Here is a 22563-nt window from a genome sequence, read left to right as displayed (position 1 = left end):
AGAGATATGATGAGCGAACCTAAAGCGGACGCCCCGAACCCGAGCATCTGGACGGTGGTGCTTGCCTCAAGTGCAGGCACGGTTATCGAATGGTATGACTTCTATCTCTATGGAAGCCTTGCCGTGTTCTTTTCGACCCTTTTCTACCCCGCCAATGATCCCACCGCCGCCGTCCTGATCAGTGTTGCGACCTTTGCGACCGGATTCGTCATCCGGCCGTTCGGTGCCATCCTGTTCGGCAGTCTTGGCGACCGATTGGGACGCAAGCACACGTTTCTGCTGACACTTATCTTGATGGGAATTTCAACCACCGCGGTCGGTCTTTTGCCAACATATGAAACTATCGGCTTTGCTGCACCTGTCGCGTTGGTCGTGCTTCGCTTGGTACAGGGCTTGGCCATCGGCGGCGAGTACGGTGGCGCTGCCATCTATGTGGCTGAGCATGCACCGGTAAACCGTCGAGGCTTCTTCACCAGTTTTATCCAGACCACAGCCACGTTGGGCTTCTTCGTTGCAATTCTGGTCGTGCTGGCGTGTCGGCTATCGCTCGGGGAGGAAGGTTTCCGTGCTTGGGGCTGGCGTATCCCGTTCTTGCTGTCTGCACTTCTCGTCGTGTTTTCGATCTATCTTCGTCTAAAGCTGAGCGAGTCGCCGGTTTTCGAGCAGATGCGCCAGGCCGGCAAGGTCTCGCGCGCGCCGGTTCGCGAAAGTTTCGGCACGAGACAAGGGTTGGGTTATGCACTCTATGCTCTCTTCGGCGCGACGGCGGGTCTGGGATGCGTGTGGTACACCGGGCAATTCTATGCGCTGTATTTCCTGCAGAGCGTTCTCAAGGTCGACTTCCTGACGGCGAATGTCTGCGTGGCCGTTGCTCTAGCCCTCGGCACGCCCCTGATCGTCGTGAGCGGGGCCCTGTCAGACCGCATCGGACGCCGCCCGCTGATTGTCACCGGCCTGCTGCTCGCCGCCGCGCTCTACGTTCCCATCTACATGGGGATTGCAAGCGCCACGGCTGCGCACAATTACGTGGTCGTCACCGCGCTAATCCTGGCGCAACTCATCTTCGTAGCGCTGGTCTACGGGCCGAATGCCGCATTTCTCGTCGAGCTCTTTCCGGCGCGGCTGCGATATACTTCGCTGTCGCTTCCCTATCACATCGGCACCGGGATATTCGGCGGCTTCGTTCCGCTGATCAGCCTCTCGCTCGTCAGCTACACCGGCAACATCTACGCCGGCCTGATCTATCCCATCGCGATCGCACTGATGACCGCGGCGGTTAATGTCCTCTGCCTGCCTAAGACCGTCGCAGTCGACCTTTCCAGTGAATTCGGCAACACACCGGCAGCCAGCCGCCAGATCGCATGAGCCGCCAATTGCCATCAAGGTGTTCGTGCAAGACCCTTTGCACGAACACCCCGCGGGAATTTGCCGTGGCGATGGTATGAAGGAGTAATTCGACGTCTGCGATGAGCCCCTGGCTGTCGTGATTGCGAAGACTACCTCCCTCGACTTGTCGCAGATGTCCTGCGACCCAGTCACCCCGTTGCCGATTGCAACGGGGTGTTTTTTTGCGTCCGCATCCGCCTCGTCGAAGGCAACCCGTTGCCCAAAGCAGCAGCAATCTGTCTCGATTGTAGGCGATCATCGCCGGTCCACCTGCTCGTGCTCCGTTGCGCACGCCCATTTGCGAAGATTCGCACTGTCTCGCTCGTGCGGGATGGATACAGTTTTTCCGAGCAGGGGAGGGCATTGCCAATGAAGCTGATAAACAAATTGTTGCTGCTGACATGCGGCGCGCTGGTCGCGGCGGCGACCGGAACAGTTCCGGCCTTGGCCAAGGAGACCGTAAAGCTTGCGTTTATTGGACCATTGTCGGGTGGGAATTCAGCTCCCGGTATCGGGGGCCGCAATTCCACGCAGTTGGCCGTGCAATTGAGAAACGCCGACCCATCGGCAAAGTACATTTTCGAGCTCGTCACCTTGGACGACGAATGCAAGCCGAATATCGGCATCCAGGTCGCAACCAAGGCCGCATCGGATCGTAGCATCATCGCCGGTGTGACCCACTATTGCTCGGCCGTAGGCATCGCGACGGTTGATACCTATGCCCGGTTCGGATTACCGGTCGTGGTGTGGGGCGCCATCCTGCCCGAGATTACCTATGGCAACGACTACCACGAAATTCATCGCGTCAACGGGACGATGATCAATGAAGGCAAGCTCGCAGCGGAGTTCCTCACCAAGCAGGGCTTCCTGAAATATGTTGTCGTTCACGACACCACCGACTACGGCAAGGGACAGAACAAATATTTCAGCGAATATCTCAAATTGGCCGGCGGCGAGATCGTCGCTACTTTTCCGGTCAGCCCGGATCAGCAGGACTTCACGGCTGAGCTCACCAAGATCAAGGAGCTGAAGCCAGATCTGATCATGGTGGGCGGCCTGACGCCGCTCGGCGTCCGATTGCGGGCTCAAATGGATCGGGTCGGTGTCACCGCTCAGCTTGCGGGCGTCTCTGGCATCATGAACGCAGGCTTCCTGGAAGGCGCAGGTGCCGCGGCGGAAGGAACGATTTCCTTCCACAACGGTGCTCCCATCACCAAATATGAGCAGGGTCAAGCGTTTCTCGACGCATACGCCAAGGCGGGCTTTCGCGAAGACCCGGACGCCTATGGCCCCTTCGCCTACTCCGCCGCTACTCTGATCATGGATGCGATCGAGAAGGTTGGCCCCGACCGCGCCAAGGTCAAGGACCTGCTCAATACGACCAAGGCATACAAGTCGCTGGTCGGCGAGATCAATTTCGACGACCACAGGCAGAACATTCTGAGGGCCAACGTCTATGTCGCCCAGGATGGTAAATGGGTCTATTGGCCGGATAGCGAATATGCCGCCAGCAAACGAAAACTCCGCCTCAATTGACCAGACGTCATGCGTCGCCCTAGCGTGCGGAGACATTGATGGACATCGGGATCGTAGCGCAGCAGCTGTTCAACGGCCTCATGCTGGGGGTGATCTACTCAATGATCGCCGTTGGATTTTCGCTGTTCTTTGGGGTGCTCGACGTCATCAAGTTCTCGCATGGTGACGTCGTGACGCTCGGAAGTTTTTCAGCCTTGGGAGCCGCCGGCGTTTCGGGAGCTCTCTTTGCGCTGCCCCCTGCGCTGGCCTTGCTCACCGGCTTGGCGGCTGCGGTCGGTGCCGGGGCGCTCGCGGGCATCGTGATCGGGAGGATTCTTGTGATCCCCTTGCGCGGCGCCCCCAGCATCAATGTGCTGCTCGCGACCTTAATGGCCGGCACCGTGCTACGCGAGGCCATCCGGCTTGGCGTGCCCAACGGCGGCAACCCGAAGCCGTTTCCGGCTCTGTTGCCGAGTGGCATGATCAATGCCGGTTCCTTCAGTGTGGGTATCGATAGTGTGATCATCGTATGTGCCGGACTGCTGTTGGTGGTGGGAACGCATCTGTTCGTGACCCGCACCCGGTTCGGGCTCTCGATCCGCGCCGTGGCCCAGGATGACGAGGTTGCACGCCTTGCAGGCATCGACCAGCAGCGCGTGGTGCTGGGGACCTTCGCATTGGGATCGGGGCTCGCCGCTTTTGCCGGCTGCATGCTCGGGCTGTATTACCGCGAGATCAGCTTCAACATGGGCGTTCTGCTCGGCATCATCGGATTCGCCTCGGCTGTGGTGGGCGGACTTGGAAGCCTGATCGGGCCGATCATCGGGGGATTTCTATTCGCCGGCGTGCAGACGCTGGTTGTGGTGGCGATGCCGATCTCGAGCGCTTATCGCGATGTGGTGGCCTTTGCCGTCATCATCATCCTGATTGCGTTGTTCCCGACAGGAATCATTGCAGAACAGCGCAGCGAACGGGTGTGACATGAGCAGCCTTTCAAGCCCGGCTCCCTCGCTCTCCGTCCCGGGGATTCGTCGTCATCCGCGCGCCCTCGTCGCAGCCGTGGTGGCGCTCCTGTTTTCCGGCGGCGGCGTGATGATGCACGCCGAATCCCAGCCCGTCGTTCTCGCCTTGCTCGCAGCCTTCGTTCTGGCGTTTGGAGTGTCGGATCGAACGCAGATCGGCCGGGAGATTGCCGCCACCTGCGGCGACTACCGAGGCGTTGCCAATGGCATGGCATTGCTGTGTGCGTTGATCCTGATTGTCCTGTTTCACGCCGATCACTACGCGCTTCTCATGTTGTCAACGGTAGCAATCTTCTCGACTGCCTGCATCGCTCTCAACTTGCAGCTCGCATTCGCCGGAATCGCCAACTTCGCAGGCGCGGCCTTCTTCGTCGTGGGATCATATACGGCCGCCCTAGTGACTGCATACACCACCGTTCCGCGGACATTTGCGCCGTTGATCGGCGCGATTGTGACGGGTGCAATGGGCCTCGTGCTGTTGCTGCCGGTGCTGCGAACGCGCGGGCACTATGCCGCGCTCGTGACGATCGCATTCGGCGTGCTGCTGCGGACCTGGCTCGAAGTCAACGACGTCCTCGGCGGGCCCCAGGGGCTGAAGATCGGAAGCTTCTCGATCATGGGGCTCGATTTCGCCCGGCTCAAACAGATTGGTCCATGGAGCGTGTCGTTCTATCTGCCCTATGCAACGCTCTCGGTCTGCATGTTCGGCCTCGTGTTCATCCTCGTCCGTCGTCTGGAAAACTCGTGGGTCGGCATCGCCCTGGACGTTGTCCGCAGCGATGAGACCGCCGCGGCGGTGTTCGGCCTGTCGATCCGGCTGTGGAAGGTCGTCGGCTTTGTCCTCGGCAACGCCATCATCGGCATGGCTGGAGCGCTCTACGGGATGATGAACGGGTTCGTGACACCCAACGGCGCGGGCCTCGGGGACTCCCTGCTGTTGCTCTCAATCGTGGTGCTGGGCGGAATCGGCAATTTGTGGGGCTCCGTCGTAGCCGCCCTGATCATCCTGGAAGTGCCGGAAAAACTGCAGTCGATCCAGGAATTCCGCCTGTTGCTGTTCGCCTTGCTCGTGCTCGTCATCTTGCTGTTCCGCCCGGGCGGCATCCTGCCACGTCCGGTGAGGGACCTGTCCCGCTTCATCGACGGAGCGCCAAAATGAGTAGCACTCTGCTGCATTGTGCCGGTCTCACCAAGACATTCGGCGGGCTGGTCGCGCTCGACCGTTTCGACGTCGAAATCGGCCGCGGCGAGACGATCGGGCTGGTCGGGCCCAACGGATCGGGGAAGACGACATTCTTCAACGTCATCACGGGACTTTACGACCCGAACGCGGGAACGATCCGGCTCGATGGCCGCGACCTCTTTGGCTGTGCGCCCCAGATGATCGGTCGTGCCGGTGTCGCGCGAACCTTTCAGCGATCGAGGCTGATGCTCGATCAGAGCGTGTTCGACAATATTGCGGTCGGAGCCCTCTGCCATTGCGATCTCGGTCTCCTTACAAATCTGTTTCGGCGCGCGCGGTGGGGCAGAGAGCTGCGGGAGACGGTCAATCGCGCACGGGAGATTGCGTCCCGCTTCAACGCCGCGATTGCCGACCGGCTGTTCCAGCCTGTGAACTCTTTCGCGATGATCGATCGTCGGCGGATCGAGATCTGCCGGGCGCTGATCGGCAGGCCGCGCCTGCTGTTGCTGGATGAGCCCTCCGCCGGTATGACCCCGGATGAGACGCGCGAACTCATGGACGATCTCCTCGCATTCAGGTCCGAGATGCCGGACCTCGCCGTGGTCCTGGTGGAGCACGAAATGGACGTTATCCGGCGTGTCTCCGATCGCTGCATCGTGCTCAATTTCGGCCGAAAAGTCTTCGAAGGCAGTTTTGACGGGTTGATAGCCGACCCCGAAGTGCAGGCAGCTTATCTCGGGATAGGGCAATGATCAGCGTGCGACGAATCGCGGCGCGGACGTTGTCGGCCAATGCGATCAACGCCGGCTACGATCGCGCTGACGTCCTGAAGAACGTGACCATCGAGGTCAGGCCCGGTACGGTAACGGCCATCCTGGGGGCCAACGGCGCCGGCAAAAGCACGTTGATCCGGGCCATCCTCGGGTTGACCCGGATCCGGAAAGGCGAGGTTCGCTTTGGGCACGTAGCGACTACAAACATGCCTACCCACAAGATCGCGGCCCTCGGGATCGCGACGGTCCCGGAAGGCAATCGCGTGATGCCGCGCATGAGCGTCCTTGATAACCTCAGGGTGGGCGGATTGATCATGCGTGACGACAGGCGCGTTGCGGCCCGGATGGACGAGATGTTCGAGGTGTTCCCGCGTCTGAAGGAGCGGCGAAGCCAGCTCGCGGGAACACTGTCCGGCGGTGAGCGGTCGATGCTCTCCATCGCGCGAGGGCTCATGGCCGATCCGGAACTCGTGATCTTCGACGAGCCCTCGCTCGGACTGTCGCCGTTATTTGTCTCGGAGGTTTTCGGAATAGTCCGACAACTGAAGACAGCCGGACTTTCGGTTCTGCTGATCGAGCAGAACGTGCGTCAAACGCTCGACGTGGCCGATTACGGCTACGTGCTGGCACAAGGACTCGTTGTCGCCAAAGGAAGCGCTGAACTCTTGAAAGAGAATTCCGAGCTTCACAAGGCATATTTTGGAATCCACTAGGGAACGGAGCTCGCTATGAATTTTCAGGTGTTGGAGCGGATCAATCCGCTGCGTAAGCCGAAAGGTTTCGAGCCGGTGGTCCAGCGTTGGTCCGTCGGTTTCCCACGCAAATGCGACGCCTTGTGTGTTGCATTTCACGGCATCCAGGGACCGAACGCGGAAGCCGTCTACAAGTCCGGCTTCATACGGTGGATGTCCGAAGCCGTCAGCCTGCCGAACGGCCCGCAGGTGCACGATCATGCGTGGTTCGTCGATCACAACGGCCTCTATACGCATGTGGTTGCGAGCTATTGGGTTGACCCGACCCGTCGTGATGATTGGCTCGAAGATAGTCGCGTGGCAAATTGGTGGAACGATTCGGCGAGGTGTTCGGAGGCAACGGGCTACTTCCGTGAGAGCTTGACCGTTCCGATCGAACGCCTTGAGACGCTGTATTGGAACGATTATCCAGCCGGAATGAGTCGCTCTAACGAAGTGGCGCTCTACCCGACACCGTATTGCGGCTACTACGGCGCGATGCGCGACCGGATCCCACTAGCCGCGGTCGATCCCTTGCCGTCGGCGCTGCCTGAGCTCCCATCGGCGACGCCGCGCGAGACCAGGTCCAATCGGTGGCGGATCGCTACGCCCCGGAACCTCACCGTCATTCGATCGGCGGCCTTTTGGGGGCGCTGCGATGCCGACCAAACCGAAGATTACATGCGCGACCTGCGAGCTCCCCTCGAACGCGGAATGGACTTCTTGCGCGAAAGTCCTGAGGCAACGGGTTGCTGCTCGCTGCGGTTTCAGCAAACATGCGATGTCGGCGGGGCACCCGAGCTCGAGACTCATGCGCTCGGATATTTTCTCTCGCTCGGCCACATGGAGAACTGGGCTGAGCATCATCCGTCGCACGGGGCGATCTTCCGCGCCGCAATGGCCCGTTACCGCAAGTTCGGCGCGAAGAACCAGCTCAGAACCTGGCATGAAGTCTTCGTGCTGCCGGAGAACAACCAGCTTTTCGAGTATGTCAACTGCGCACCAGGCACGGGCCTATTGAACTACTTCGAAGGCGAGCGGCGGTCCTAGGCTGGACGGCTCGAGTTACGTCCAGGATTCGATCAGATCGAACAGGGCTGTCATCGCGCTCGATACATAGACATCCTTTCGCCAGACGAACACCGTCTCAACGGCCGTCTGGGAAGGCGGCAACGCATGTGCAGCGACCCTGCCGTCCCGGGCGGCAGCTGCAATGACACCTCTCGGCATCAAGGTGACACCAAGGCCGGCGGAGACGCAACTGATGATGGCGTCGAGAGAACCAAGCTCTTGCGGCTCGGACAGAGTGATCCCCATTTCCATCAGCATCGTCTCCAGACGGGTGCGATAAGAGCAGCCGGTCTGAAAGACGATCATCTTCAAGGGCCCGATGGCAGCCAGGTCCTTTGTCCGGACCGAAGGGGCCGTTACCAGCACGAGCTCCTCGTGGAAGAAAGGCCGTTGATGCAGGTCCGGGTGATCGACCGGGCCCGCGACAAACGCGCCGTCGAGACGATACTCGAGGACGTCATTCAACAAGCGTGTAGTGTTTCCGGTCGTGATCGTGAGCTGGACGTGGGGACAGGCGCTGGCAAACCTTGGCAGAAGCGGAGACAATCGCAACGCGGTGGTCGTCTCGAGGCTTCCGATCAGCAGAGTGCCCCTCGGCACACCATCATCCCGTGCCGCAGCTCGGGCATCCGCGGCAAGTTTTGAAAGCCTCGCGACATAGGGGAGGACCCTGTGGGCTGCCGGGGTTGGCGTTACGCCCCGTGCGTGACGCTCGAAGAGTGAAATGCCAAGCTTGCCCTCAAGCACTCGGATACGAGTTGTGACTTTGGATTGAGCAGTACACAGCTGCGTTGCCGCACGGCTGATACTTCCAAGACGCAGAACCGTCTCGAACACTTTGAGATCGGAGAGATCCATTCCAGTCCACTCTTGAAGCCAGCAGCAGCAACATTTTGAATGTCGTCACAATCATCCTAACGACCAATGTGGGCCGCGTGAAAGACGCATTGGGGAACGATGCGGCGCGCGTCGTCATCTAGAGAAGAGATGACCGTCATCTCAACTGGTAATGGTTCGCCGCGAACCGCAGTGATCGCAACGAGGCTTGCATAAACTCACATCCCAGCGCCCTTGTTCGACTGGCCCTGATATCAAGGTGGCCCTGTGGGCTAAAGGCAATTTTTATCAATGTGCGATAGATGAGGCGGAGTGATGGTCGGACTCAGCGTGTTGAGGATTTTTCATGCTTGCCAAGTTCAAGATTTCTTCCAGGCTGATGTTGATGGTGGTTCTCTCTATTCTAGGTGTTGCATCCGTGGCCGGGGTCGGCTTGTCGGCCCTCAAGAGCAGCCTGCTCGAGGACCGAAAAGACAAGCTTCAGCAGCTCGTCCTCCTGGCGAAGCAGGTGCTTGAATTGGACTACCAGGGATCCCGAGCGGCAGGGCTCTCCGATGCGCAGGCCTTGGAACGGAGCAAGCAACTGCTTCAATCATTGCGTTTCGGCAAGGACGACTATTTCTATGCCCTCGACATGGATTCCGTACTGGTCGCGCATCCCAATCCCAAGTTTCAGAACAAGAGCATGAAGGACACCTCGGATGCCAACGGTGTCTTTTTCTCCCGGCTGCAAGTCGATCTTGTGAAGTCCGGCGGATCCGGCTTTGTCGCCTTTAGCTTTCCCCGTGCCGGCGTCGGCGACCCACTTCCCAAGATCGCCTATGTCGTGGGGTTCAAGCCCTATGACTGGGCAGTCGCGGGCGGCATCTATCTGGACGACGTAGACGCGATATTCATGGCAGAAGCAAAGCGCATTGGCCTTCTCATCCTTATAGCCCTTGCGCTTGTCGTGGCCACGTCAATTCTTCTCAGCCGCAGTATCACGCGGCCGATCGCCAGTCTCACGGGGGCGATGCGAAAGCTCGCCAGTGGCGATACAAGATCGGCGATTCCTGCGCTCTCGCGTGCGGATGAAGTGGGAGAGATGGCGACGACCGTCAAAGTGTTTCAGGACGCCATGATAGAGACCGCTCGCCTTCGCCAGGAACAGGACGAGATGAAATTGATGGCCGAGACGGAAAAACGGGGCCTCCTGGGCAAGCTGGCCGACGAGTTCGCACAAGGTGTAAGCACGTCACTCGATGCCCTCTTTCACTCGGCTTCCGCTATGAGGACGACGTCCCAAGGCATGTCGGAGACGGCGAGATCTGCCAGCCGCCAGTCCGGAGTGGTTGCGACTGCTGCAGAAGAGGCCAGCTCAAGCGTGCAGTCGGTCGCGTCGGCCACTGAGCAGCTCTCGGCCTCGATCGCCGAGATAGGCAATCAGGTGGCGCGTTCGACCAAGGTCGCCGGAGGCGCCGTTGAAGAGGCGCAACGGACTAATACCACAATTCAAGGTCTTGTAGCCGCGACATCAAAGATCGGAGACGTGGTTCAGTTAATAACTGCGATCGCAAGCCAGACGAACCTGCTGGCGCTAAATGCAACCATCGAGGCCGCCCGTGCCGGCGAGGCGGGAAGGGGGTTTGCCGTCGTGGCAAGCGAGGTGAAGTCGCTCGCAGGGCAGACCGCACGTGCAACGGAGGAGATCTCGACCCAAGTCAACGGCATGCAGGGCGCCATGAGCGAGGCTGTCCAAGCAATCGAGGGCGTGAGCGGCACGATATCCTCGATCAACGAGATCGCAATTGCGATTGCATCCGCCGTGGAGCAACAGGGCGTCGCGACGCGCGAAATCGCACGCAGCATCCAGAGGGTCGCGCAAGGCACCGAAGACGTAACGCGCAACATCGTCGGGGTGAGCGAGGCGTCTGCCCAAACCGGGGTGGCTGCGGCTGGTGTGCTTGCGGCTGCAGGTGGGCTGAACCACCAGTCCACTTTGCTGAAAGCGGATGTCGATCGCTTCCTGGCAAGTGTTCGGGCCGCGTGAGTTGGAGTGCTCCGTCGTACATCTTAAAGATAGATGACCGTCATCTTGAATGATGATGTCGATTTCGCCAGAGAAAACATACACCGAGTATTGCAGCTTTTTATTGCTCGGTCCACCTTGGTTGCCCGCCGCAGCTTTGTTAGTTGAGCCGGCAGTGAGGAGCATCGCCATGCCATTTTTACGGTTCGATTTGATCGAGGGACGAAGTGATGCGGAGATCCAACGGCTTTTGGATGTCACTCACGAAGTTCTGGTCGAAACGCTCCACGTGCCGCCCCGCGACCGCTATCAGGTGGTGCATCAGCACCCCAAGTCCAGCATCGTCGCGCTTGACACAGGTCTTGATATCAATCGGACCGATAAATTGGTCATGTTGCAGTTGACGAGCCGACCGCGCGACAAGGCGTCCAAATTGGAGTTTTATCGCGTCCTGGCCGAGAGGCTGTCGTCGTCCTGTGGAGTAGCGCCAACTGACCTCATGATAAGCTTCGTGATCAATGCGGACGAAGATTGGTCATTCGGCATGGGACGAGCCCAGTTCGTTACCGGCGAGTTACACTAGGCCTAGGCCTGGAGCAAGTTTCCCGCAGTGTTGATGCAGGGAACCGACCCTGCCCGCCCGCACCGAGCCGAGACGCCTGCCTCGCCCATGAACGGAAACGCGTTGTCCCGTTCGACTGACATAAGCGATTCGGGGCCGGAATTGCCCCTTGGCTGCGGATTTCCTCCCCCAGAAGGCCAACAAGATTTCTCCTTGCTTTCCCAAACCCAGGTTGGCAAGCGTACAATTCCGCCGCTGAACACCTTCGCGAACTAGGTGCCGCTCTGGCGCAATTCGATTTTGCTCGGGTTCGCACCCCCGCAGAAATGTCGGTCTCATTAGCGGTGCTGGAAGCAGCCAATTGCTGCATCGGGGCCATTATGCGCGACCTTGATGGTGCGTCCGCAGCTGGACCGATCATCGAGCTGTCGCGGGATCTGTCGCATTCTATTCAGGATGCACGCGACAGGTTCGCTTCAAGCGGACTTTAAATTCCATTACACGTCAAGAGCTGCTTACGAATGAACAGCAGCGGTGGACCAGTCAGGTCGGTGTCCCAGAAGCGCAGCGCAACCCAGGTGGCTGAGCCGACGGCATCTCCGGCGAAGTCGTCAGCATCCTGCCTCGATCAAGAAGGTCGTGAGCAACGTCGGCAACTATGTGACGTCGGCAGCCCGCGGCGATTGACGAGCAAAGCGCCGCGGCGAACGAGCTATCGACCAGCGCGCAGCGGCGTCGCTGCTGGGTTGGCGGAGCGCCCTATCTCAGCTCCCTATTGATCGCGCCGGTTTCGGGAGACATGCGAGCGCAGGCTTGGTCAGGAGGCACAATTGCTCAAGACGCTTGATCTCGCGCGCCGAAGTCGATCACGTTTCGAGTGCGCGCTTTGACAGTCACACCACAGAGGCACGCGAGGCCACTAAAGCTCATGCTGGCGATGCTCGGGCGGAGAGCGCTGCCCGCGCAACAAGGGTGCCCGGCAAGCCGCGGGGCTATGTCCCTTGCCGATCGGCCCGAGACTTCTTCTACCCTATCGAGGGACACGCGAGGATCCCCATCGCCAACACCGTGCGCGCGCCCCGAACGACGGTGCTCCAAGAGACATACCAGATTTGCAATCACTCGCCTCGGCGTGACTTTGGGATCGCGCTCCGAAACTGCGACAAGCAGGCTGCACGCGCACAAATCCTGCAAGCTCGAAGACAACAAGGCTGTCGTAGAAGAGTATGCCAGCGCGCGGTAGCAGATTGAAATACGCAACTATTGCGTTTGATGTCCCGTCGCTTGATTCTCTCGCGATTGAAGGCCGCCGGTGTCGGCCGTGGAGTTGTCGTGACAGCAGCTTTGGTCATCGCGCGAGTTGCACGCATTGTAAGGCTCACCAGCAGAGGTTCGGGCAGGTACAATACGCGATGTCCCCCGACCACCCGTCGCTCGATCGAATTCGTCAGAGGTCCAGCTGGCTCACGCTTGGGCGAGTGTTCGGGCTCTTTGAGCGCGCGAGTTGCTTCACCTGATCCGCTAATCTCGACCGCGGCCTCGCCGCGTCCTCGGATGCCGCACGTTCTCTGCGCGGGAGCCCAAGCAGCAGCCAGATAGCGTAGCCGAGCCAACACACCCCTTGAACTGCGCATGCCATCCCGCGCCTGGAGAATTCATGTCTTCTGCAATCCGAACGCTTCATCTTGGGCTTAATCTTCACGGCGCAGGCGGACACGCCGCAGCATGGCGTTGGCCGAGCACCAATCCGAGCGCTTTCTTTGACATCGAGCATTATCTTCGGGCAGCGAAGGTGGCCGAGCGCGGCTTGCTCGACGCGGTGTTTCTTGCAGATACCCCGGCAATATCTTGGGATATTACCCGCCGACCGCCACTCAACGGGCTTGAACCTACGCTTGTTCTCACGGTAATCGCACGTGAGACGAAACACATCGGACTGATTGCAACCGCATCGACGACGTACAATGAGCCGTACAACCTGGCGCGTCGTTTCCAATCACTTGATGTCATTAGCGGCGGCCGCGTCGCCTGGAATGCAGTCACCACCTCCAGCCCCGCGACGGTCGGCAATTTCGGTGGGCGCGAGCTCGGTCGCGAGGAGCGCTACAAGCGCGCCGAAGACTTCGTCGAAACCGTCCGAGGGCTATGGCTGAGCTGGGGAGATGGAACAATCGTCGGGGATCAGACCTCTGGAATCTACGCCAATCCCCAGTTTCGACTGCTCGACCCCAACACCAATATCTTTAGCGTCCGCGGTCCGCTCACGCACCCCGGTTCGCCACAAGTGCACCCGATCATCGTTCAAGCGGGAGGCTCGGACGACGGATTGCGGCTCGCTGCGCGCAGCGCCGATCTGGTGTTCGCTGCTGCGGGCGACCTGGAGACAGCGCTGCGCGAGGCCGGACGCCTGCGTGCGCTGTCGCATCAACTCGGCCGGCGGACGGCGCCGATCATACTGCCGGGCCTGGTCACCTTCGTTGCCGGCACGGAAGAGGAGGCGTATCGCCGCAAGAGAGCGATCGACGAATTACTCGATCTGCCCGGCGCGCTTGCCGCTTTGGCGCGAGGCATCAATGTGGCGCCCGAAAAGCTCAGCCTTGACAAACCCATTCCGGAGGAACTGCTACCCGATCCGAATGATGTCCCATTTTCGGTCGGTCATCACCGCACCATCGAAAGCTTGGCACGCCAAGGCCGGACAGTTAGGGAGATCATAAGCAGCGTTCAGGGTTTCGGCCATCGCGTGATCGCGGGCGCACCGGAACAGATCGCCGATTCGATCGAGGCATGGTACCGCGCCGGCGCAGTTGATGGCTTCAACATCATCCCAGATGTGTTGGAGGATGGTGCGCCCGCCTTCATCGATCATGTCGTTCCAATACTGCAGCGCCGCGGACTGTTTCGCACCGAGTATCGGGAAGAAACCTTGCGTGACCGTTTCGGCCTTGCGCTCCCAGGGGGCGTTCCGTCGCAAGAGCGGGCGACGGCCTGATCGCCCGTCTGCCTCGCGGTTTCACTATCAATAGCTTGGAGTTCGATATGTCTCTGTCCGACACACAATCATCTGCGTTTCTCGCGGGCCAGCCACACGCTTACAGAAAGCAAAAGGCAGCAGCCATTGCAATCGCGCTCTCCACGCTGTCCCAGATCGCCTATGCGCCCAGCACTTTTGCTCAGGACGGTTCGAGCGATAGTACGAGGCGCGGTGGCATTATTCGATATGGCCACTTTCAGGAGCCGCCTTGCTTGTTCGGAGGATGGGTCCAGCAATGGTATCTACAGCGGCAATATAGCGACAATCTAGTCGCCCGGACCAAGGACGGGGAGATTGTGCCATGGCTGGCCACATCATGGACCATCTCCGACGACAAGAAAGTGTACACGTTTGAGATCAAGCCGAACGTGAAATTCACCGACGGGACACCGCTCGATGCACAGGCAGTTGCCGACAACATCAATGGCTGGCTCAGCACCAATCCGGACCTCCGCAATCCGACGGCCGCTCCTTACCTCAGCGACAACTTTGAATCGGCAGCGGCAATCGCGCCCGCGACACTTCGACTAACGCTAAATGCGCCGTTCCAGCCGTTGCTCAATGTTCTGGCCCAGTCGTCCCAGGGCATTCTGTCGCCAACGGCGCTCAAGCGTGGACTTGCGGTGAACTGCGAGAACCCGGTCGGATCGGGTCCATTCATCGTCCAGAAGTGGAATCGGGGAAAAGAGGTTATATTCCGCCGCAATCCCGACTACAACTCCGCGCCGGCAACAGCCAAGCACCAGGGACCGGCTTACGTTGACGGGATCCAGTGGAAGTTCTTCCCCGATCAGACCGTTCGGTATGGCTCTCTGCTAACCGGGGAATCTGATGCAGCTTACGACGTTCCAGCCGTCGCTTGGAAAGATGCCAACTCGCGCTTCACTGTCTTGCGGCACATTACGGGTGGCACGCCCCTGCGCTTGGCGTTGTATACGGCTCGCTCGCCTTTTGACGATCTGCTCGTTCGCCAGGCGTTTGCCTATGCCGCCGACCGAAAAGCCGCGGTCGAGTCCTCGTTCCTGGGCTCCTTGCCGTTTGAAGGCAATGGCGCGCTAAGCCAAAGCTCGCCCGAATATATCAGCGAGCTTGCCCCGTCATACAGGTATGACGTCGGCAGAGCCAATCAGCTCCTGGATCAGGCAGGTTGGACCGAGCGTGACAGCAGGGGCGTTCGCCTCAAGCATGGCAAGCCGCTCGTCGTACGCATCTCCTATTCGAGTTCGTTCTTGAAGCCCGACGGTGAGCAGGCCGTGCAGGTGATCCAACAGCAGGCAAAGGCTGCCGGCTTCGACGTGCGGCTTCAGCCAACGAACCAGGCCGATTTCTTCGCCGGGAAAAATCTCGGTCCGAACGATTACGAGGTCGTCCTTCTCTACTGGGTTGCTCCCGGCGCTGAAATCTTCCGCATCTCCTGGAAGCCTGACCTTAATGGTGAGCTCAATCGCTTCAATCCCTCACGCTACCAGGACCGGGCACTGTGGGACATTATTCAGAAGGCCGAAAAGCACTTCGACAATGCTGAGCGAAGCGCGCTCTATCAGGAAGCAGAGCGCAAGATCGTCGCTGACGCTCCTGTCGTGGGGTTCGCAGTCCTTGACGTCACTCTAGCTGTGCAAGCACATCTAAAGGACATTTGGCTCGACCGCGGCTCCGTCGGCGAGCCGGTCTTTTATGATAGCTATTTCGACAAGAAATCCGCCCCGTGAAAGTCGCAGCCCGCAGACAGGCCGTGTGGTTCGCACATCGCATCCTGTCCGCCGCAGCGACCGTATGGGCTGCGGCAACATTCACCTTCCTTGTCCAATGTCTGCTGCCAGGTGACCGCGCCCAGATCATCCTCAACGTCGTCAGCGGCAATGTAGGGGCGGCCCCTCGACAAGAGCTTGCGGCAATCAACGCAAAATATGGCTTCGACCAGCCGATTTTCTTGCAATACGCAAAATACATCTCCGGGATTTTGCAGGGGGACCTTGGCCAATCCTACCACCAGCATCGGCCAGTGGCAGCCATCATTGCCGAACAGATTGGGCCAACCGTCCTCCTTGCGGTCGCCGCGCTCGTAACCGCGTGGGTGATCACTATTCTGACCACAGTTTTTGCAGCCGGGAGAGATAATTTCTGGGCGAAGCTGCTGGGCGGGATGCAGGTTCTGTTGGCGACCGTGCCGCCTTACTGGCTAGCTACCATCCTGCTCGTCGTCTTTGCCGTACAGCTTCGCATCTTCCCTGTGGTGGGAGGCAATTCGGCGATCGGCCTCATTCTTCCAACTCTGGCGCTGGCGTTGGAACTGTCTGGGCTCTTCGGGCAAGTCGTTACGAGTGAATTCACACGTTTGCTCGAGTTGCCCTTTGTAACTTCGGCGCGAACGCGAGGCATGGGCGATCTCGGCGTGCGGTTTCGTCATGTCCTGCGCCATGCAGCTTTGCCAGCAATCACCTTGTCAGGCTGGGCGTTCGGTAAGCTTCTGTCCGGTGCCGTTTTAATTGAGGCCGTCTTTGCCCGACAGGGACTTGGCGGCGTCCTGGTCGCCGCTACATCCACGCGCGACGTTCCCGTCGTCTCCGGCGTCATTCTGGTCTCCGCTGGCCTGTTTGTCATTGTCAGCGTGACCGTCGATTTCGCCTACAGTATCGTTGACCCAAGGATCAAATTGGCATGACTTGCTCTGCCGCGCTACCAGACGTCCTCAAATCTCACTATTGGAAGGAAGCACTTTCAACGGCACAGGCAGTTCCTTTGCGGGTTTGCTTGGCCATAACCATCGTTACGTTCTTCTTAACAGCGGCGACCGCGCCCTGGCTGCTACAGACCCATGATCCGCTGGCGATTGACCTGACGTCCTCACTACAGGCCCCGTCGCCCAGCCACTGGCTGGGGACTGATCAGTCCGGTCGCGATTTATACTCCCGCATTGTTGAAGGGGCAGGGCAGTCCCTGACCATCGGTCTTGGCGCGACCGCGTTAAGCGTGTCAATTGCACTCGTTCTGGGGTTCGCCGCCGGTCTTTGCGGCGGAGTCATCGATAATGTTCTCAGCCGTTTGCTCGACGCACTTTTCGCGCTACCGGTGCTTTTCCTTGCGCTTCTGTTCGTGGCCGTTTTCGGCACGACTGTGCTGACGTTGGTCATCGCGGTCGGGATCGGAACGGCCCCGGGTTATGCCCGGATGATCAGGGGGCAGGTCCTGTCTGTGAAAGGCGCAGGATATGTGGAGGCAGCCAAGGCGCTTGGACACCCTTATTGGCGTATCGTGCGAAGGCACATCCTCCCCAATGCCATGAACCCGTTGACCGCGATGATCACGCTTGGCGTCGGCCAGGCCATCATCTGGGCATCGGGCGTTGCGTTCCTGGGACTCGGTGTTCCCCCTCCAGCCCCTGAATGGGGGGCGCTCCTGAATGCTGGCCGCAACTACGTGATCTATGCGTGGTGGCTCGAGATCATGCCGGGTCTGGCAGTGGTGATCTTTGCTCTCAGCGTGACGGTGATCGGACGTTATCTGCAGAACCGCCTCGAAGGAAAGGGCTGACATGTTGCATGTTCTTTCTCCCCAGCCTCCTCAGCCAAGTCTTCTCAACGTAGATTCGCTGCGCGTGTCATTCGAACGCGACAATCCAAACGGCACGGCCGTGCGTGGCGTGTCGTTCTCGCTTCGACCGGGGCGTTGCCTCGCGATCGTCGGCGAATCCGGCTCGGGCAAGAGCGTAACCGCGCGCGCTCTCGTCGGGCTTGCGGGCCATGGCGCACATGTTCATGCGCACGAGATGAACTTCACAGGGACAGACCTGACTGACCTCAATGAACGTTCATGGCGGCTCATCCGGGGCAAGAAGATCGGCTTCGTGCTGCAGGACGCCCTTCTCTCGCTCGATCCACTCCGTCAGGTCGGCAGAGAAATCGGCGAGGGCCTCCTTCTCCATCGTGCTGTCCACTCCCGTGAGGAACTCAAACGCCGCGTGGTTGAGCTGCTCGAACTCGTTGGGGTTCCTGAGCCTGAGATCAAAGCCCGGCAGCTGCCACATCAATTGTCCGGTGGCCAACGCCAGCGAGCCCTCATTGCGTCGGCGCTCGCACTCGATCCAGACCTCTTGATCGCCGATGAACCAACCACCGCGCTCGACGTGACCGTGCAGGCGCAGGTGCTGGCGCTGCTGGAGGAAACCAAGGCACGGGGCAAGGCTCTGATCCTGATCAGCCATGACCTGGCGGTGGTCTCGCGCATGGCGGATGATGTTCTGGTCATGCGCGAAGGCGAGGTCGTCGAGCGTGGACCAGCTGCGCAGATCTTCGGCAACCCGCAACACGATTACACCTCGCAGCTCCTGAACGCGGTACCCTCGGGACGTCCCCGCGGCTCCCGTTTGTCGTCCACGGCGATTGCACGGCTACCCAAGTCTCTGAGCCCGCTGCAACAACAACCCTCGCCTAAATCCACTGCAATCATCCTCAGTGCGACCAATCTTGTGAAGCGATTCAACGGCCCCGATGGCGTCCCGCGGACGGTGGTTGACGGTGTGTCCTTCGAGCTTCGGTCAGGCGAAACGCTGGGCCTTGTGGGGGAATCAGGATCAGGTAAATCCACCACAGCCCGCCTGGCGATGGCTCTGGATACTCCCGACGAGGGAGCCGTCCTGTTCCAGGGAGAGGCGTGGAGCGAAATCGCCGAACGCAAGCGTAGGGCGCGACGCCGCTCGATCTCCGTGATCTATCAAGATCCGCTCAGCTCCTTTGATCCACGCTGGACCGTCGGCCGCATCATATCTGACAGCCTCCTTGATTTGAACACCGGGTCGGAGCGTCGCCTGCGCATTATTGAGCTGCTCGAGTCGGTGGGCCTATCGCCAGCATTCCTGGATCGCCGGCCACTGGAGCTCTCGGGTGGCCAGCGCCAACGCGTCGCGATCGCGCGTGCGATCGCGCCAAAGCCAGCCGTGATCGTCTGCGATGAACCGGTTTCCGCTCTGGATGTCTCGATCCAGGCGCAGGTGCTCGATCTGCTCGGGGATCTCAAGGCGCAGCTCGGTATGAGCTATCTCTTCATCTCGCACGATCTCGGCGTGATTCGCCATCTCAGCGACCGGGTCATGGTCATGCGCCATGGACGCGTCGTCGAGAGTGGCGATACGGATGAGGTTTTCCTCAATTCACGGGCGGACTATACCAAGCGTCTGATTGCTGCGGTACCTCGCCTCGTCCGACCTGTCGCAACCGATCGCTCCTCGAGCCTCGTCAGCGGAGAGGTCGCATGAATGCGCCAGTACTTTCGGTTAGGTTTAGCGTGGATTGGGGACCAATAGACTGCCCGCCGAGACCGATGTCCCGCCAATCCCATCGGGGCTGCTGATACATCTTGCCCGCGGATCGGAGGATCCGTCTCAACCAATAGACGAGACCCCTCCTGATATGGTTGAGCCGGCTCATTGAAGGTGAGTATGCGGGCGGTCCAAGCCGCACAAGCTTCTCTAGAGTCTATGTTGCTTGCTGATTGCCATGCACGACGATCTGTCCGGGCATCTCACGACTTCTCCACCTGTGACGGGATGGAGTAGGTGCAGACTCATTTGAACGCTTTCTCCTGACACGATTGCCGTGCAGGGCGGCGACCGCTTCAACGCGGATATTGCTGCGCCCATACCACTTGGCTGCACTAACGCCCATCATATCGCCGCTTGGATCGCGCTCCAGAAGCCGTATATCGTATACGGCAACGGAGCACCGATCGCGATGCTCGCCCTGTGCGCCTTAGTGCTGTTCGTCTCGAACTGGGGTATAAACGCAGCCATCACAGCGCTCGCCAGGCTGTGGCGTCAACCGGGGCCCATTCCAAACTCCGCTTCTTCCAATTGATACTTTCCCAATCGCCCGACTTTTTGACTTACCCAACCTTACCCAATCCGAGCCTCAAAGGCCGCTTTCGTTGGATGCGCGAAGATTAGCCTCGGCAACGCCGCGGCCGCTTGAAGAGGAGGGGGCGCGTGGTTTGCGGGCCAAAGAGCCCATCGGAGGGAATCATGCCAAGGACGCTCGCCGCTTTGCGCGGCCATACGGCTAGTTTTGCAAAAAAAGCTCTCATCTGCTCCACACTTTTGGCCGGAACGGCCATGGCGTTTTCCCAAGCTAAGGCGGACGACATCAACTGGCGCCAGTTCGAAGGCACGTCGATCGTCTGGGCCTACGACATTCATCCGTATGCCGACGCGGTCGCGGCCCAGTTGCCGGAATTCGAGAAACTCACCGGCATAAAGGTGACGCCCGAACTCTATCCCGACGATGCCTATTGGAATAAGCTGACCATCCAGCTCAGTACAAAATCCCGCAGCTGGGACGTGGTGGGCACGGGCATTCAACCGGCCTGGGATCTCGCACCGGGCCAGTTGCTCGAGCCGCTCGATCAGTATCTGAACGACGCTAAGCTCACGGCCGCGGGCTACGACTACAAGGATTTCTTCCCTGCATTGCGGGATGCGCTGACCTGGAAAGTCAAGGAAGGCCAAATCGAGCCGGGAAGCGGGCAGGTGTGGGCGATTCCGCATGGCTTTGAGAACATCCAGCTGTTCTACCGTAAGGACATACTTGCCAAATACGGCATCGGGGTCCCAACGACTCCGCCAGAGATGTCCGCCGCCTGCGATAAGCTGAAGGCTGCGGATCCCGCCATCACCCCTTTGGGCGTGCGCGGCGTGCGCTTTTGGAGCAGCATCCACACAGCTGCCATCTCGATTGCCAGGTCCTATGGCGTGCATGATTTCGTCGTCCAGGACGGCAAGTTGGAGACAGGGCTGGATTCGGCCGAGTCGATCGCCTTCCACAAAGACTATGTGGACATGATCAAGAAATGCGCGGCGCCGTCCTTTGCCAATGACAACTGGTACCAGGTCGTTGATGGCATCAATTCAGGGCGCACCGCGATGGCGATTGATTCTAATATGTTCGGGTTTTGGAACGACGTGGCTGGCAAGCCCGCGTCCGGCAAAATCGCGTTCGCACCCCCATTGCACGCTCCGACTAGCAAGAACTTCGAGTCGAATATCTGGATCTGGTCGCTTGCGATGAACGCTGCGTCCCAGAAAAAAGGAGCCGCCTGGCTGTTCATCCAATGGGCGACATCGAAGCAAGTCGAGCTGAACGGCGCCATCGCCGGCAAGCTCGTCAACTCTCCGCGCGCCTCGACCTGGAGCGACAAGGCCTGGCTCGACTATGCGGCAAAGCCAGAGTTCAACAATTTCGTAGACACGTTTAAAACCGTGCAGGAACGGGCGCAACTCGCCTTCACAGCCCGCGTTGGCTTTGCCGAAGCAATGAACGCATGGGCCGTAGCCATGCAGAAAATGGTCAACGGAGCCGACGTGAAGGCGACGCTGGCCGCCCTTGCCTCGGAAATCCGTTCGTCAATGTGAAACAAACGGGGCGGCGAGCTCATCGCCGCCCCATGCATTTTAGAGATAGCTGAGATGGACCTTCGAGGATCCGACGGGCTCGTGACGCTGCAGTCTTCAGCCAGCCCACTTGTTGCGTCAAACGATAAGGCGGTCGCGCGCGCCGAGCAGTCGCATCTTGACTGGTGGAGCATCGCAGCCATAGCGCCAGCGATCACGATATTGCTCGGCTTTCTTTTTCTGTTCTTCTATGGCGTCTTTCAGTCGCTGACGGATCTCAAGTTCGGTCGGCCGCTGGTCCACTTCGTCGGCCTCAACAACTATGCAGCGCTGATCAAGTCGGATGATTTCTGGAACAGCATTCGGGCCACTCTTGTCTACGCCGGATCGGCGGTGGTTGCGGAGGCTGCCTTCGGTCTTGCACTTGCAAAATTGTTCGCGACCGAAGTCATCGTTGCACGGCTGATGCGGCCGGTCATCCTCTTGCCCCTCGTGCTGCCTCCGATGAGCGTAGCGCTCATGTGGACGACGATGATGGACCCGCAAAGCGGAATCCTTAACTATCTGCTCTCGCTTGCAGGAATCGCGCGCTTTGCATGGATTTCAGATCCCAACACCGCAATGTTCTCGCTCGTCCTGATTGACGTCTGGACCTACACGCCATTCTTTGCGCTGATCATTTTCGCAGGCCTTCAGGGTATCAATGAAGAAGTGAGGGAGGCCGCGCGTGTCAATGGCGCAAAGGGGTGGGCAACCTTTGTGCATATCGAGTTGCCGCTGATCGCTCCCTACATTCTGATCGCCGCGGTGTTTCGGCTGATCGAATCGCTCAATCAGTTCGACATCATTTTTGGCACTACGCAAGGCGGGCCTGGAGATAGCACCTCCGTTCTTTCCGTGCGCGCCTACATTATCGCATTCCAGAATCTCGCCTTCGGGCGTGGTGCAGCCCTCATGGTCGTCAACTGGATGATCGTGCTGGTGGGAACGTTCGCCATGGTCAAGCTGTGGCGCGTCGTGCGGCAGCGCGTCAGCTGAGGGCCAACGTATGCGACTGAAACGC

General features: G+C 59.5%; 17 protein-coding genes. 16 read left to right on the top strand and 1 reads right to left on the bottom strand.

Features of this window, described 5'->3' with window-relative positions; genetic code table 11:
* Window positions 1-9 precede the first annotated feature (9 nt).
* From IVB27_RS34255 to IVB27_RS34225, 7 genes are all read left to right on the top strand, one after another.
* Entirely contained in the window at window positions 10-1365 is a 1356-nt protein-coding gene (locus IVB27_RS34255; RefSeq protein ID WP_247396833.1) for an MFS transporter, read from the top strand.
* A 390-nt stretch (window positions 1366-1755) separates the two neighbouring features.
* Window positions 1756-2922, top strand: coding sequence for a branched-chain amino acid ABC transporter substrate-binding protein (locus IVB27_RS34250; RefSeq protein ID WP_247447175.1), 1167 nt, complete (start codon window positions 1756-1758; stop codon window positions 2920-2922).
* A 38-nt stretch (window positions 2923-2960) separates the two neighbouring features.
* The gene (locus IVB27_RS34245; RefSeq protein ID WP_247360745.1) at window positions 2961-3881 is read left to right on the top strand and encodes a branched-chain amino acid ABC transporter permease; all 921 of its coding nucleotides are present in this window, start codon (window positions 2961-2963) and stop codon (window positions 3879-3881) included.
* Between the two features lies 1 nt (window position 3882).
* Window positions 3883-5082 (top strand): branched-chain amino acid ABC transporter permease, encoded by a 1200-nt coding sequence (locus IVB27_RS34240; protein ID WP_247447174.1) that lies wholly within the window; start codon window positions 3883-3885, stop codon window positions 5080-5082.
* Window positions 5079-5858 (top strand): ABC transporter ATP-binding protein, encoded by a 780-nt coding sequence (locus tag IVB27_RS34235; RefSeq protein ID WP_247447173.1) that lies wholly within the window; start codon window positions 5079-5081, stop codon window positions 5856-5858. Before IVB27_RS34240 ends, IVB27_RS34235 begins: the two co-directional genes overlap by 4 nt.
* A gap of 29 nt (window positions 5859-5887) precedes the next feature.
* Window positions 5888-6592 (top strand): ABC transporter ATP-binding protein, encoded by a 705-nt coding sequence (locus IVB27_RS34230; RefSeq protein ID WP_247447172.1) that lies wholly within the window; start codon window positions 5888-5890, stop codon window positions 6590-6592.
* Window positions 6593-6607: 15 nt separating this feature from the next.
* Window positions 6608-7660, top strand: coding sequence for a phenylacetaldoxime dehydratase family protein (locus tag IVB27_RS34225; RefSeq protein WP_247447171.1), 1053 nt, complete (start codon window positions 6608-6610; stop codon window positions 7658-7660).
* 15 nt (window positions 7661-7675) lie between these two features.
* Here the strand turns inward: IVB27_RS34225 and IVB27_RS34220 are convergent, their stop codons facing one another.
* Window positions 7676-8539 (bottom strand): LysR family transcriptional regulator, encoded by an 864-nt coding sequence (locus tag IVB27_RS34220; RefSeq protein WP_247447170.1) that lies wholly within the window; start codon window positions 8537-8539, stop codon window positions 7676-7678.
* Between the two features lie 325 nt (window positions 8540-8864).
* On the opposite strand from IVB27_RS34220, the gene IVB27_RS34215 reads away from it, so the two are divergent.
* The 9 genes from IVB27_RS34215 (at window position 8865) to IVB27_RS34175 (ending at window position 22538) form a co-directional block, all read left to right on the top strand.
* Entirely contained in the window at window positions 8865-10547 is a 1683-nt protein-coding gene (locus IVB27_RS34215; RefSeq protein WP_247447169.1) for a methyl-accepting chemotaxis protein, read from the top strand.
* 169 nt (window positions 10548-10716) lie between these two features.
* Window positions 10717-11109 (top strand): tautomerase family protein, encoded by a 393-nt coding sequence (locus IVB27_RS34210; protein ID WP_247285611.1) that lies wholly within the window; start codon window positions 10717-10719, stop codon window positions 11107-11109.
* A gap of 1636 nt (window positions 11110-12745) precedes the next feature.
* Window positions 12746-14080 (top strand): NtaA/DmoA family FMN-dependent monooxygenase, encoded by a 1335-nt coding sequence (locus IVB27_RS34205; RefSeq protein ID WP_247447168.1) that lies wholly within the window; start codon window positions 12746-12748, stop codon window positions 14078-14080.
* Between the two features lie 47 nt (window positions 14081-14127).
* Entirely contained in the window at window positions 14128-15831 is a 1704-nt protein-coding gene (locus IVB27_RS34200; RefSeq protein ID WP_247447167.1) for an ABC transporter substrate-binding protein, read from the top strand.
* A complete protein-coding gene (locus IVB27_RS34195; protein ID WP_247447166.1) occupies window positions 15828-16784 on the top strand; it encodes an ABC transporter permease in 957 nt (318 codons plus the stop codon). Before IVB27_RS34200 ends, IVB27_RS34195 begins: the two co-directional genes overlap by 4 nt.
* A gap of 89 nt (window positions 16785-16873) precedes the next feature.
* Window positions 16874-17653 carry an ABC transporter permease gene (locus IVB27_RS34190; RefSeq protein ID WP_247447165.1) on the top strand — a complete coding sequence of 260 codons (780 nt, stop codon included), beginning with the start codon at window positions 16874-16876 and terminating at the stop codon, window positions 17651-17653.
* A 1-nt stretch (window position 17654) separates the two neighbouring features.
* Complete coding sequence (locus IVB27_RS34185; protein ID WP_247447164.1) at window positions 17655-19373, top strand: dipeptide ABC transporter ATP-binding protein; 1719 nt, start codon at window positions 17655-17657, stop codon at window positions 19371-19373.
* Window positions 19374-20135: 762 nt separating this feature from the next.
* Window positions 20136-21521: an ABC transporter substrate-binding protein gene (locus IVB27_RS34180; protein ID WP_247447163.1), complete on the top strand. Its 1386-nt coding sequence runs from the start codon at window positions 20136-20138 to the stop codon at window positions 21519-21521.
* Window positions 21522-21575: 54 nt separating this feature from the next.
* Complete coding sequence (locus IVB27_RS34175; protein WP_247447162.1) at window positions 21576-22538, top strand: carbohydrate ABC transporter permease; 963 nt, start codon at window positions 21576-21578, stop codon at window positions 22536-22538.
* Window positions 22539-22563: the final 25 nt, after the last annotated feature.

The organism is Bradyrhizobium sp. 197 (assembly GCF_023073375.1).
Classification (GTDB): Bacteria; Pseudomonadota; Alphaproteobacteria; order Rhizobiales; family Xanthobacteraceae; genus Bradyrhizobium.
Note: the sequence above shows the minus strand (reverse complement) of the source record. Positions and strands in the feature narration are given on the sequence as shown.